The 12,051-nt window shown below is 68.9% G+C and carries 12 protein-coding genes; 5 read left to right on the top strand and 7 right to left on the bottom strand.

The window, feature by feature from the left end; genetic code table 11:
- Positions 1-6: 6 nt before the first annotated feature.
- The 3 genes from OC534_RS01955 to OC534_RS01945 form a co-directional block, all read right to left on the bottom strand.
- Complete coding sequence (locus OC534_RS01955) at positions 7-2,358, bottom strand: ATP-binding protein (protein ID WP_206147353.1); 2,352 nt, start codon at positions 2,356-2,358, stop codon at positions 7-9.
- Between the two features lie 2 nt (positions 2,359-2,360).
- On the bottom strand, positions 2,361-4,220 hold the full coding sequence (locus OC534_RS01950) for an EAL domain-containing response regulator (protein WP_017354554.1): 1,860 nt from the start codon (positions 4,218-4,220) through the stop codon (positions 2,361-2,363).
- A 67-nt stretch (positions 4,221-4,287) separates the two neighbouring features.
- Positions 4,288-4,929 carry a DUF4126 domain-containing protein gene (locus OC534_RS01945; RefSeq protein WP_017354555.1) on the bottom strand — a complete coding sequence of 214 codons (642 nt, stop codon included), beginning with the start codon at positions 4,927-4,929 and terminating at the stop codon, positions 4,288-4,290.
- A gap of 184 nt (positions 4,930-5,113) precedes the next feature.
- Between OC534_RS01945 and OC534_RS01940 the strand changes: the two genes are divergently transcribed.
- The 5 genes from OC534_RS01940 (at position 5,114) to ampE (ending at position 8,733) form a co-directional block, all read left to right on the top strand.
- Complete coding sequence (locus OC534_RS01940; RefSeq protein WP_017354556.1) at positions 5,114-5,848, top strand: DUF6776 family protein; 735 nt, start codon at positions 5,114-5,116, stop codon at positions 5,846-5,848.
- A gap of 6 nt (positions 5,849-5,854) precedes the next feature.
- Positions 5,855-6,319 (top strand): polymer-forming cytoskeletal protein, encoded by a 465-nt coding sequence (locus OC534_RS01935; protein WP_017354557.1) that lies wholly within the window; start codon positions 5,855-5,857, stop codon positions 6,317-6,319.
- Positions 6,320-6,365: 46 nt separating this feature from the next.
- Complete coding sequence (erpA, locus tag OC534_RS01930; RefSeq protein WP_017354558.1) at positions 6,366-6,755, top strand: iron-sulfur cluster insertion protein ErpA; 390 nt, start codon at positions 6,366-6,368, stop codon at positions 6,753-6,755.
- Between the two features lie 59 nt (positions 6,756-6,814).
- Positions 6,815-7,720, top strand: coding sequence for an NAD(+) diphosphatase (gene nudC, locus OC534_RS01925; RefSeq protein ID WP_262071283.1), 906 nt, complete (start codon positions 6,815-6,817; stop codon positions 7,718-7,720).
- A 119-nt stretch (positions 7,721-7,839) separates the two neighbouring features.
- Positions 7,840-8,733, top strand: coding sequence for a regulatory signaling modulator protein AmpE (gene ampE / locus OC534_RS01920; RefSeq protein WP_262071282.1), 894 nt, complete (start codon positions 7,840-7,842; stop codon positions 8,731-8,733).
- A gap of 33 nt (positions 8,734-8,766) precedes the next feature.
- On the opposite strand, the gene OC534_RS01915 is transcribed toward ampE, so the two are convergent.
- The 4 genes from OC534_RS01915 to OC534_RS01900 all read right to left on the bottom strand — a co-directional run bounded on the left by OC534_RS01915 (position 8,767) and on the right by OC534_RS01900 (position 12,001).
- Positions 8,767-9,195: a DUF2752 domain-containing protein gene (locus OC534_RS01915; RefSeq protein ID WP_026070527.1), complete on the bottom strand. Its 429-nt coding sequence runs from the start codon at positions 9,193-9,195 to the stop codon at positions 8,767-8,769.
- Between the two features lie 79 nt (positions 9,196-9,274).
- On the bottom strand, positions 9,275-9,553 hold the full coding sequence (locus OC534_RS01910; protein WP_017354562.1) for a CD225/dispanin family protein: 279 nt from the start codon (positions 9,551-9,553) through the stop codon (positions 9,275-9,277).
- A 43-nt stretch (positions 9,554-9,596) separates the two neighbouring features.
- Positions 9,597-9,887 (bottom strand): CD225/dispanin family protein, encoded by a 291-nt coding sequence (locus tag OC534_RS01905; protein ID WP_026070528.1) that lies wholly within the window; start codon positions 9,885-9,887, stop codon positions 9,597-9,599.
- 224 nt (positions 9,888-10,111) lie between these two features.
- Positions 10,112-12,001, bottom strand: a complete 1,890-nt coding sequence (locus OC534_RS01900; RefSeq protein ID WP_017354564.1) for an MFS transporter — start codon at positions 11,999-12,001, stop codon at positions 10,112-10,114.
- Between the last annotated feature and the right edge of the window lie 50 nt (positions 12,002-12,051).

Below are 12,051 nucleotides of genomic sequence, written 5' to 3'. Positions count from 1 at the left end.
CGCGCCTCAGTGACCCTGGGGAGCGTGCAGGCGGGCCAGATACCCGCCCAGCGCGATGCGGGCGCGGGCGAATTCCGCGATGAGCAGCGCCACGGCCACGGCCGGGCGCTCCAGCGTGCCGGCGCGTGCGTCGTGTTCGATCCGGCGCGCGGCCGCCGACAGCGCCAGTGCACCCACATTGGCGCTGGCCGACTTGAGGCTGTGCGCGAGCGCGCGCAGTTCGGGCAGGTCGGCTGCCACCGAGGCTTCCTGCAACTGGCGGATCAGTGGCGGCGTATCGTCGAGGAAGACGCCGATGATCTGCGCGGTGCCGGCGCCGATCACCTCCAACAACTCATCCAGCACCTGAGCATCAAGGACGGGCAGGGCGGCGGACTCTTCGGCCGGATCGGCCGCGATGGCCGACAACAGCGCCGCGTCATCTTCCCAGGCCTGGGGCACGTCGGCCGGCGGCGCGATGGCGACGACGGCGTCCCCGAGCGATGCACGCGGCGCGTGCCAGCGCAGCAGGCAGGCCTGCAATGACTCGCGCTGGATGGGCTTGGAGAGATAGTCATCCATCCCGGCCTGCAGGCAGCGCTCGCGGTCGCCGGCCATCGCGTTGGCGGTCATCGCCACGATCGGCAGGCGCGCGGCATGGCTGCCGGCTTCATGTTCGCGCCAGCGCCGGGTTGCGGTGTACCCGTCCAGCACCGGCATCTGGCAATCCATCAGCACGATATCCACGGCATGCGCGTGCAGGTGGCGCAGCGCCTGTTCGCCGTCCTGGGCGGTGCTGACTTCGCAGCCCAGCACCTGCAACAATCGCTGCGCGACCAGCAGGTTGACCGTGTTGTCCTCCACCAGCAGCACGCGCAGGCCGAGCGGCGACTCGCTGGGCGTGGCCGGGGCCGGCGCGGCATCGGCCAGCAGCGGCGCCGGGCGTGCCGAGGCGGCCTGGGGGCGCAGCAGCGCATGCAGGGCGGTGTCGGCGGCCTCACGTGGCAGGGCGTGTGCCTGGGCCATCAACGCGGCGCCGGGTGGCTCCTGACCGTGCAACCACAGCAGCTTCACGGGGGGCGTACGCACACCGTGGACCACTTCGCGATGCAGCGCCGCCGCACTGTGGCGCACCGCGTCGAGATCGGCGATTACCCATGCGAGGGTCGGGTCGATGCCCGGGCGCTGCGGCGCGCGCAATGCGTCCACTGCATCGGCGGCTGATTCCATCGCGTGCAGGCGGATGTCGTGGTGCTCGAGCACGCGCTCCAGCCGCTGGCGCTGCAGCGGGTCGCGACCGACCAGCAGGGCACGGGTGACGGTGATGCCTGCGGCGGGCAGGTCGCCCAGCACCTTGAGCAGGGGAATCTCGCACCAGAACGTGGCGCCGCGCCCGGGCGTCGAGCTGACCCCGATGCGGCCGTGCATCAGGTCGATGATGCGCTTGCAGATCGCCAGCCCCAATCCGGTGCCGCCGTACAGACGGGTGGTGGAGGCATCGGCCTGGCTGAAGGACTGGAACAGGCGAGCCTGCAGGGCTTCGTCGATGCCGATGCCGCTGTCCACGACCTCGAAGCGCAACTGGTGCTGGGCGTTGGTTTCGCCCTGCCGCAGGACGCGCAGCCGGATCTGGCCGCGCTCGGTGAACTTGATGGCGTTGACCAGCAGATTGCTCAGCACCTGCCGCAGCCGCACCGGATCGCCGCGTACCGACAGGCGCACTGCCGGGTCCAGCTCCAGCGAGACGCGCAGGCCTTTGGGCTCGGCCGCGCGCTGCATCAGCTGCACCAGCCCGTCCAGCAGCTCGCGCAGGTTGAAGGTGGTGATCTCCAGGTCCAGGCCGTTGGCCTCCAGCCGGGAGTAATCGAGGATGTCGTCGACGATGCGCAGCAGCTGCTGTGAGCTGGCCGTGGCGGTCTGCAGCATCTGCCGCTGGTCGCTGCCGAGCTGGCCACGCGCGATCAGGTCCAGCATCGGCAGAATGCCGTTGAGCGGGGTGCGGATCTCATGGCTCATCGTGGCCAGGAACTCGCCCTTGGCCAGGGCGGCGGCTTCGGCGGCCTGTTTGGCGGCGAGCAGCTCCTGCTCCAGCAGCTCCTGCTGCTGCATCCGCTGCTGGATACGGTCGCGCTCCTCGCCCAGTGCGTCGCTCTGGCGCTGCAACCGGGCAAGGCGGTCCTGCGCATCGCGCCAGCGATGGACGCCGACGATGGCCGCACCCAGCGTCAGCGCGGCGGTGGCGGCTGCGATGGCGGCCCACGGGCCGTTGGCACCGGCCACGGTCATCGCACTGGCGGTGGCCGACAGGGCCGCGGACATCGCGGCGATCCACAGGGCCACCGGCACCTGCAATGGCGTTGCCCGTCCGTGGGGCGCCATGATCACAACGCCGCGTTGTGGAAGTCGAAGTTCAGGTCGCTGCCCGCCGACTGCACCATGTTGCCCTGGATGAAGTCCACGCCGCCCATCCACATCGCAGCGGCGGCCTGCGGGTCTTCGATCTGCTGGCCGATGATCTGCAGGCCGGCACGGTGCGCCATCTCGATCGCCGCCCGCAGTTCGTCACGGGTCGTCTGGTTGGCGTGGCTGCTGGAGAAGCGCGCGGCCATGCGCACGAACGCGATCGGCAGCTGGGTAAGCAGCGCATTGGCCTCGCTGCCAGGCTCGAACTGGCTCAGGCAGAAGCGCACGCCGGCCGCGCTCAGGCGCAGGCAGAACTGCTGCAGGGTGACGGTGTGGATCAGGGCATCGGGCAGGCGCACATCGATCACCACCGCATGGCCCGGGAGCTGGCGCTGCGCCAGCGATTCGAGCAGCCAGTCGGCGAAGGCGTCGCGCGCCAGCGTACGCAGCGACTGCGACACGAACAGGTGCAGCGGCTGGGTGGCATGGCGGTACAGATCGAGCAGGCCCAGCGCATGGTCGAGCACCTGCTGGTCGAGGTCGGCGATGCGCCCGGCCGCTTCGGCCGCCGGGATCACCTGGCCGGCGGCCAGAACGGTGCCGTCGGCCTGGCGCAGGCGCAGCAGCACCTGGTACTGCGCGGTGTTGCCCCCGGCCACGGCCACGATCGGCTGGTAGGCCAGTTCCAGCTGGCCCTCGAGCAGGGCAAGGTGCTCCTGTGCGGCAACGTCCTCGCGACGCACGTAGGCGGCGATGCCGGCGCTGAGCAGGCGGGCCTGCAGCGTGGTGCGCTCGACCGCTTCCAGTGCGCTGCCCGCATCGGCGAAACCGGGCGAGAGCTGGGCGTGGCCGACCACGCCGCGCAGGTGCACCGACTCGTCGTCGCGGATCACGAACGCGCGGGCCGACAACTGCTCGCGCAACGCGTGGGCCAGGCTGTCCAGATCGTCTTCATCGATGCCGCGTGCGAGGACCAGGAAGCTGTTGTCGTTCAGGCGTGCCAGCAGGTGCGGTTGGGCGGCATCGGCCAGGCGTTGTCCGGCCTGCACCATCAGGCGCTCGAACGCGGCATAGCCATAGCGCTCGCGCAGGCCCAGCGCGCTGGCGATTTCAATGAAGTACAGGCCGCCACGGTCGCGGTGCGACAGCGACGCCGCCAACTGCTGCATCACGTGGTGGCGCGTGGGCAGGCCGGTCTCGGGGTTGTTCATGGCCGGCGCGCCGTGCGCACCCGGCAGCGTGGCGGCCTGTGCCCTCGCGCGGCGGATGCGGTTGGATACCGCCGCGATCAGATGACGTGGCCGGATCGGCTTGCTGAGGAAATCGTCGGCGCCGCTGTCCAGCACCTCGAACTGGCGCTCCGGGTCGGGATCGCCACTGAGGAAGACGATCGGCAGCAGCTGCTGGCCAGGCTGCTGGCGGATCAGCGCGGTCAGGCGCATGCCGTCCAGGCCGGGCAGGTGGAGGTCCATCAGGATCAGGTCGGGGCGGTGTTCGGCGATGGCCTGCTGCACGCCTTCCGCATCGGCGTGGACCAGTGCTTCCATGCCCGCGCCATGCAGCACGCTCTGCGCGAACAGCGCCTGCGAACGGTCGTCCTCGACAATCAGCACGCGGTAGGGAGCCTCGGCGGCCAGCGGCAGTGCGTCGGGTTCGACCGGGTGCAGCGGCGGCGTCGCTGCGCCCGGCCCGCCGGCAGGCATCAACGGCACCACGTTGCTGGGCAACGGTGGGGGTGCCGAAGCGCCCGGCGCATCGACCCAGCGCTGCCAGTGATCGGCGGGCGGGGTTTCGGCGCGCGTGGCGCGGGCGGATGCAGCGTTGTCGTTGACGGCCATCGGTACTCCCAGTGTGCGTCGCAATTATGCGACGAACCATCGCGTTGGTTGCGCGTCGCCCTGGCCGTCAGCCACCTGGCCCCGGGGGCAAAACGCCGGGATGTGCGCTGCTGCCCGTTTTGTCGGCGGGCTGACCGAGCAGCCAGCGCATGCCACGCCACAGGGCGCGCCACACCCACCACACGATCAGCGCCCCGATCAGACTGCAGGCGATCACCACGATCAGCGCCAGCCAAGGATGCGCCAGGGCCAGTGCAAGGCCGCCCACCACCACGGTGTCTTCTGCCGCCGAGGCGATCCAGTTGCTGGCCGGCTCGGGCGAGGTGTTCAGCAGGGCGCGGGTGCCGGCCTTCAGGCCGTGGCTGGCCAGCGCGACCCCGGCACCGGCGGCCAGGGCGGTGCCGCTCAGCTCACCGTTGGGCGAGAGCGTCGCGGCGGCCAGGAAGGCGCCCGCCGGCACCCTGGCCAGGGTCTGGACCAGGTCCCAGGCCGAATCCACCCCGGGAATCTTGTCGGCGAAGAACTCGGCGATGGCCAGGGTCGCCGAGGTCCCCAGCACCCAGTACGACTCGGTGGCCTGCAGCGCGGGGGGCAGTTCCACCCACCCGAGCAGCCCGGCCAGGCCGACGCCGAACACGGTCAGGTACACCCGGATGCCGGCCAGCCAGGCCAGCAGGATGCCGATCACAAACAGATGGGCGTCGGTCACGGCACGTGCTCCCGCTGCGAAATGTGCACAGGGCCACACTATCGGGGATGACGACGATGAACGCCACCGCCGCCTGTCCCGCCGGGTGGGGGAATTGGCGGCGTCCTGACTTACACTAGCCCGTCGATCGTTCCAACAGGGGCCGTGGCGGTGTCGCCGGACAGGCGGCGCAGCGGAAACAGCCATGAACAACCGCACACCTTCCCGTATCCAGATCCGACTGCCGGGCCGTCCGCCCGTGCAGGACCGCAAGCGCCTGCTGGTGCTGGGCGGCATCTGGCTGCTCAGCCTGGTCCTGGCCGTGCTGGCCGGCCGCTGGCTGGGCGCGCCGCATGGCGATCCCGGTCGTCAGCTCGATGCCGCCGAGGCGCGAGCCGAGACGCTGCAGAAGCAGGTGGTGGAGCTGCAGCAGCGGCAGGCCACGCTGCAGGCGTCCGACCGCATCAGCCGCGCGGCCAACACCGAAGTACAGGCCTCGCTGGCCGAGCGCGACGAAGAGATTGCCGGCCTGCGCGCCGATGTGGCGTTCTACGAGCGCCTGGTGGGCGCCACCAGCCAGCGCAAGGGCCTGAACACCCACTCCATTGAATTCTCCCCGGAAGCCGGCGGCACCTGGCAGTACGCCGTGGTGCTGACCCAGAACCTCAACCGGGGCGCCATCAGCCAGGGCCAGATGCGGTTCTCGGTGGAAGGCGTGAAGGGCGGAAAGCTGACCACGGTCAGCTGGGACGAGCTGCACCAGCGCACCAAGGTGCCGGGCCAGGACTATTCCTTCCGGTACTTCCAGCAGCTCACCGGCAGTGTGATCCTGCCGAAGGACTTCACCCCGCAACGTGTGCGGGTCACGCTGGGCAGCGCGGGGGGCGTTACCCAGGTATTCGATTGGAAGCAGGCGGGGACGCCGGCGAAAGGGGAGTAAGCATTCATGTTCGGAAGCAACAAATCCAACCGCGATGGTCATCTGGTGGTGGACGCCCTGATCGGCGCCCAGGTGGTGATCCGCGGTGACGTCGAGTTCAGCGGTGGCCTGTATGTGGAAGGCACCATCCTGGGCAAGGTGATCGCCCAGGACGGCGCGGCCAACGCCACCCTGACCGTGGCCGAGCACGGCACGATCGAGGGCGAGATCCGCGCCCAGGTGGTGGTCATCAGCGGCCGCCTGGACGGCGATGTGCATGCCACCGAGCGGGTCGAGCTGACCCCGACCGCCCGGGTCACCGGCAACATCCACTATCAGGTGGTGGAAATGAACGCCGGCGCGCAGCTGACCGGCCGCCTGATCCACGCCAGCGCGCCGCAGATGGCCCTGCCGCCCCCGGCCGACGAGGCCCCGGCCGGCAACGGCAAGGACGGCAGCGCCCGCAGGAAGCTGGCCGAGGCGATGGCCTGAAGGGCCTGCGCTTGAAACCGTGCTCATGCACCCCCATGCTGGTGGCATGAGCACGCTTGTTTCCCTGCCCGGCGCCCCCGCCGCCGCGCCGAACTACCAGTCGCTGGACCGTCCGATGAACTTCACCGAAGCCGCCGCGGCCAAGGTCAAGGAACTCATCCAGGACGAGGACAACGCATCGTTGGCCCTGCGGGTGTACATCCAGGGCGGCGGCTGTTCCGGGTTCCAGTACGGGTTCGAGTTCGACGAGAACCGCGCCGACGACGATCTGGCCGTGCAGACCAACGGCGTTACGCTGCTGGTGGATCCGTTGAGCCTGCAGTATCTGATGGGCGCCGAGGTGGACTACACCGAAAGCCTCACCGGTGCGCAGTTCGTTATCCGCAATCCGAACGCGAAAACCACCTGCGGGTGCGGCAGCAGCTTCAGCATGTAATCCGCGCCCGGGTGCCGATGCCGCTTGCCAGTATCGGCGAATGTGGGCAGGCTCTTCGGATGTCCAGACTTCCTTCGCAGCTTTCCGGTTTCGCCTTTGTGAGCGAACCGTTGGAGCGCGCCGATCCGCTGCGCGATGACGCCGATGCGTTGTCGCGGCTGTGGCCGGACGCGCGCATTCTCGTGCTCGACCAGGACGGCACCGCGCTGGCCGGCGATGACGGCCAACCCCTCGCGCTGACCGGTGCGCAGGTCGGTGGTGGCCCCGGCACGGCGATCTTCCTCGGCCTGCGCGGGCAACAGGCCTGGTTCTCGATGGAAGCGGCGGCGGTGGATGTCACCGCGCCGCAGCGCGTGGACCTGCGCCAGTCGGCCGTGACCTGGTCGGCCGCCGATGCCAGCGCGTTCTGCTATGCCCGCGGCATGTCCTATTGGCAGTCGCGCACGCGCTTCTGCGGCGTGTGCGGCGGCGGCATCACCTTCTCGCGCAGCGGCTTCATCGGCCGTTGCGGCCAATGCAGCACTGAGCATTACCCGCGGGTGGACCCGGCGGTGATCGTGGCGGTGGAAAACCAGGGCCGCCTGCTGTTGGGCCGGCAGGCCAACTGGGCGCCGCGCCGCTATTCGGTGCTGGCCGGCTTCGTCGAGCCGGGCGAGTCGCTGGAGCAGACGGTGGTGCGCGAAGTGTTCGAGGAAAGCCGCGTGCGCGTGCGCGACTGCCGTTACCTGGGCACCCAGCCGTGGCCGTTCCCCGGCGCCTTGATGCTGGGCTTCAGCGCAACCGCCGAGGACGACGTACCGACCGTGGACGGCGAGCTGGAGGACGCGCGCTGGTTCACGGCCGAGGAGGTGGGGGCGGCCCTGGCGCGCGACGTGCACGACGTTGGCGAGGGCATCCGCCTGTCGCCGCCGATTTCCATTTCGCGCAGTCTGATCGAGCACTGGTACCGGCAGCAGGTGGCCTGATCCCGCCGGGCGTTGCCGCTGGCTGAACACGTGCCGGCGTACATTACCAACGGCCCGGGGAATTCCCCGGGCGCAGGGCATAGTAGCGGCGCGTTCCAGAACCCGAGCCGGAGGCTTACATGTTCACCACCCTGGTAGCCGTGCTGGTTGCGTTGGCGCTGGGCCACGTCGCGCCTTCGGCGGCGGTTGCGCTGCGCCGGTTCGGCCTGTTCCGGCGCTGGCTGCAATGGCTGGATGCGCATGCCGCCGACGGCGGCGTCTGGCGTGGCCGCTACGGCGCCATCGTCGCGCTGCTGCCGTTCTTGCTGGCGTTGGGGCTGCTGCAGTGGCTGCTGCACGACCGCCTGTTCGGCCTGCCCTCGCTGCTGTTGGGGGTGCTGGTCCTGGTGGTGTGCTGGGGCCCGCGTGACCTGGACCGGGACGTGGAAGCGGTGATCGACGCAGACGATGCGCACACCCGCCATGCGGCGATCGCGCAGTTGCAGGCCGCCGGAGGCAGCCTGCAGGAGGATGTGTCTTCGCTGGTCGAAGCGACCGTGGTGAACGCGCTGCGGCGCTGGTTTGCGGTGCTGTTCTGGTTCCTGCTGCTGGGGCCGGTCGGGCCACTGCTGTATCGCCTGCTGGCCCTGATCGCGGTGGGGCCGATGCGGTCGCTGGCCAGTGCCGAGAGCGTGGCCGGCGCGCGCGTGGCGCTGTCGTGGCTGGAATGGCCGGTGGCGCAGCTGATGTCGCTGTCGATGGCGCTGGTCGGCAACTTCGATACCGCCTTCAAGGCCTGGCGCAGCGCGCACGGCCATCAATGGACGCTGTCCACCGTGTTCCTCGGTGCGGTGGCGCGCGCCAGCGTCAGTGCCGAGCTGCGCGAGGATGCGCATGACTACAGCGATGCGGGCATGGTGCCGGTCTGGCGCCGCCTGCCGGAGCTGCGCGATGCGATGAGCCTGGTGTGGCGGATGCTGCTGCTGTGGATGGTTGTGCTGGCGCTGCTGGTGATGGCCGGCTGGGTGACATGAGCCGTACCCACCGTAGCGCCGGGCTCTGCCCGGCTAGCTGATCGGCGCAAGCGCGGTGAACGGTGCCCACGGCAGGTTGCGCAGCACGGCATAGCCGATCAGCAGCACCAGCCAGAACATCGGGCTGGCGAGGACGCGCATCAGCGGGTCCAGCGCACGCATGCGCACACCGGCACCGTTGAGCAGCATCAGCAGCAGGAACGGCAGCGAAATCACCAGCAGGGGATTCATTGCCATCGCGCCCTGCCAATCCAGGTGCACCAGCGAATAGAGGCAGCGGGTACTGCCGCAGCCCGGGCAGTACAGGCCGGTCAACGCGTACAGCGGGCAACCGGGCAGCGGGCTGTTGCTCGCGTACGGGCTGACGTGGCGCAGCACGACGGCCGCACCGGTGGCCAGGCTGGCGGAGATCGCCAGCGGCGCCCAGCGGGTCAGGCGGGACCGGGAAAGGGATGGGGACATCGGAAACGGCATCCTGCAAAGACGAACGGCCCGGTCCGGGCACCCTGCGGTGCACGGAACCGGGCCGTTGCGACCACGATCAGTAGCTCGAGCCGCTCAGCGCGCCCAGGCCGCCCATCGCCATGATGAAGCCGAAGTACAGCACCATGCCGACGACGGCGATGATGGCCGACCACATGGCCCACTTCTTGGCCTTGTCCGACGATTCACGGGCACCGGCGATGTCGCCAGCGGCCAGTTTGCCGTTGACCTGGGCGGCATACACGATCGACACAATGCCGGCCGGCAGGCAGCAGAACAGCGTGGTCAGGATGGCCCAGACGAGGTTGTTGGGTACTTGGGGTGAGGTGGCATTCATGGGTGAAACTCCATTTTTCTTGGGTGGGTTGAGCGAGGGTGGATCACAGGTCGGAAAGAGCGCCCAGCGCGGCCATGCCGCCGAACAGCCCGAACCACAACAACAGCAGTACCGGCGCGACAAGTGCGGACGCCAATGCCCACCACCCCGCCTTGCGGGATGCGTCGTAGGCGCCTTCCAGATCGCCGACCGCACGACGGCCGTCCACCTGTGAGGCGTACACGATCGACACCACACCCAACGGCAGGCAGCAGAACAGCGTCGTCAGGATCGCCCAGACCAGATAGTTGGGGACCACGACGGCCGGTGGGGTCAGTGGTGGCGGGTGGTTCAAGTGCTACTCCATTCCTTTGGTAGTCCGGCAACATCACCAAATGCCGTCCGGACACCCCCTATAGGGGGGTAATCTACCCGATGTTGCGACGCGATGTATGCGTTTACAGCGACGCCGATGCGCGGCACGTCGACCGGGGCCGCGCCGCAGACGGCACGCTCGCGGATTTTGCCGGCATTTGCGTCGCGATCCGGGCGCGTTGCGCACGTCCCGGCGGCCGGTCGTCAGCCCTGGTTGGCGCGCAGGACACGCACCTGCGCTTCCAGCTGTTCGGCGCTGGCGCTGGCGCCGTCTACCGGGGGGCCGGCAACGACCTCGACATGGGCGCGGAACCGGCGCGGCACCCGCATCCGGCCAAGCCGCGTGTCGCGACGGCTCCACATGCTGGCCCACATGCCCCGCAACGCCATCGGCACCACCGGCACCGGGCGCCGTTCGAGGATCTTCTCGACGCCGGATTTGAACGCGGCCATCTCCCCGTCCCGGGTCAGCGCCCCTTCGGGGAAGATGCAGACCAGCTCGCCCCCGGCCAGCGCGTTGTCCACCTCGTCGAAGGCCGCCTGCATCAGCGCGGGATCTTCGCGGGCGCCGGCAATCGGAATCGCTTTGGCGGTCCGGAAGATCCAGCGCATGACCGGAATGTTGAAGATCCTGTAGTACATGACGAAACGCACCGGACGCGGAATCGTCGCCGACAGGATCAGCGCGTCCATGTAGCTGACGTGGTTGCACACGATCAGTGCCGCGCCGTCGTCGGGGACGTTGGCCTCGATGCCGTGCAGGCGCAGCCGGTACAGGGTGCGCACCATGACCCAGCTGAGGAAGCGCATCAGGAATTCGGGGACGATGGTGAAGATGTAGATCGCCACCACGGCATTGGCGATTGCCAGGGCCAGGAACAGTTGCGGAATGGTCCAGTGCAGGAACTTCTGCGTGACCAGCGCGATCATCGCCGCCGCCACGATGAACCCGGAGTTCTGGATGTTCAGCGCCGCGAACACGCGCGACATCTCCGACTTCGGCGTGCGGCTCTGGATCAGGGCGAACAGCGGCACCACAAAGAAACCGGTGAACAGGCCGATGCCGATCAGGTCGATGATGATGCGCACACTGCCCGGTTGCGCGGCGAACTCAGCCACCCCGAGGCCCGCCGCCGTGGCGGTGCCGGCACGGGCGAAGTACAGGTCGAGCATGAAAGCGGTCATGCCGAACGCGCCGAGCGGCACCAGGCCGATCTCCACTGTGCGGCCGGACAGCTTCTCGCACAGCAGCGAGCCTGCGCCGGTGCCCACCGAGAACAGTGCCAGCGCGAAGATGTACAGGGTCGGCTCGCCGCCCAGGTTGACCACCGCGTAGGTGGGCAGTTGCGAAGTGAGCATGGTGCCCACGAACCAGAACCACGACACCCCGAGAATGGCGTTGCGCACGGCCTTCTGCTTCCTGGCCAGACGCAGCACGGCCAGTGATTCGGGCAGTGGGTTCCAGTTGATCCTGAGGTCGGGAGCGCCGGCATCGACCTTGGGGATCATCCGTGCGGTGACGTTTCCTGCCACCGCCAGCGCGATCACCGCGGTGGCCGCCACTACCGGCCCGTAGCTGCCGGCCAGGGTGAAGATGATGCCGCCGCTGATCATGCCGGTCAGGATCGACATCGAGGTGCCCATCTCGACCAGCCCGTTGCCACCGGTGAGCTCCTCGGGCCTGAGCACGGACGGCAGCACCGAGTACTTCACCGGCCCGAACAGCGTGGACTGCAGGCCGGTGCAGAACAGCGCCACCAGCAGCACCGGCATGCTCTGGGTCAGGAACCCGACCGCCGCCAGCGACATGATCGCGATCTCCATCGTGGTGGTGATCACGATCAGGCGCGACTTCTCCAGCTTTTCCGCGATCTGGCCGGCCAGCGCCGAGAACAGGAAGTAGGGCAGGATGAAGATGGCCGGCGCCAGCGTGGTGTACAGCGACTGTTCGGCCTGGCTGACGCCGAGGTAGAACAACAGGCCGATGATGGCCTGCCGGTACACGTTGTCGTTGAATGCGCCCAGCGACTGGACGATGAAGAACGGCAGGAAACGACGCTGCCGGAGCAGGGCGAACTGGCTATGGCCGGACATGGGGACTCCTTGCGAACCGGCAGACTACCATTCCACGGCGCAGCCATGAC

Origin of the sequence: Stenotrophomonas sp. Marseille-Q5258, assembly GCF_946900935.1 — a bacterium.
GTDB classification, from domain to species: domain Bacteria; phylum Pseudomonadota; class Gammaproteobacteria; order Xanthomonadales; family Xanthomonadaceae; genus Stenotrophomonas; species Stenotrophomonas nematodicola.
This window is presented reverse-complemented; position numbering and strand designations above follow the sequence as displayed.

Coding starts and splice junctions, on each gene's coding strand:
- ampE (WP_262071282.1), top strand. CDS start 7,840: ATGTTCACCACCCTGGTAGCCGTGCTGGTTGCGTTGGCGCTGGGCCAC.
- OC534_RS01910 (WP_017354562.1), bottom strand. CDS start 9,553: ATGAATGCCACCTCACCCCAAGTACCCAACAACCTCGTCTGGGCCATC.
- OC534_RS01935 (WP_017354557.1), top strand. CDS start 5,855: ATGTTCGGAAGCAACAAATCCAACCGCGATGGTCATCTGGTGGTGGAC.
- OC534_RS01940 (WP_017354556.1), top strand. CDS start 5,114: ATGAACAACCGCACACCTTCCCGTATCCAGATCCGACTGCCGGGCCGT.
- OC534_RS01900 (WP_017354564.1), bottom strand. CDS start 12,001: ATGTCCGGCCATAGCCAGTTCGCCCTGCTCCGGCAGCGTCGTTTCCTG.
- OC534_RS01950 (WP_017354554.1), bottom strand. CDS start 4,220: ATGGCCGTCAACGACAACGCTGCATCCGCCCGCGCCACGCGCGCCGAA.
- OC534_RS01915 (WP_026070527.1), bottom strand. CDS start 9,195: ATGTCCCCATCCCTTTCCCGGTCCCGCCTGACCCGCTGGGCGCCGCTG.
- nudC (WP_262071283.1), top strand. CDS start 6,815: ATGTCCAGACTTCCTTCGCAGCTTTCCGGTTTCGCCTTTGTGAGCGAA.
- OC534_RS01955 (WP_206147353.1), bottom strand. CDS start 2,358: ATGGCGCCCCACGGACGGGCAACGCCATTGCAGGTGCCGGTGGCCCTG.
- erpA (WP_017354558.1), top strand. CDS start 6,366: ATGAGCACGCTTGTTTCCCTGCCCGGCGCCCCCGCCGCCGCGCCGAAC.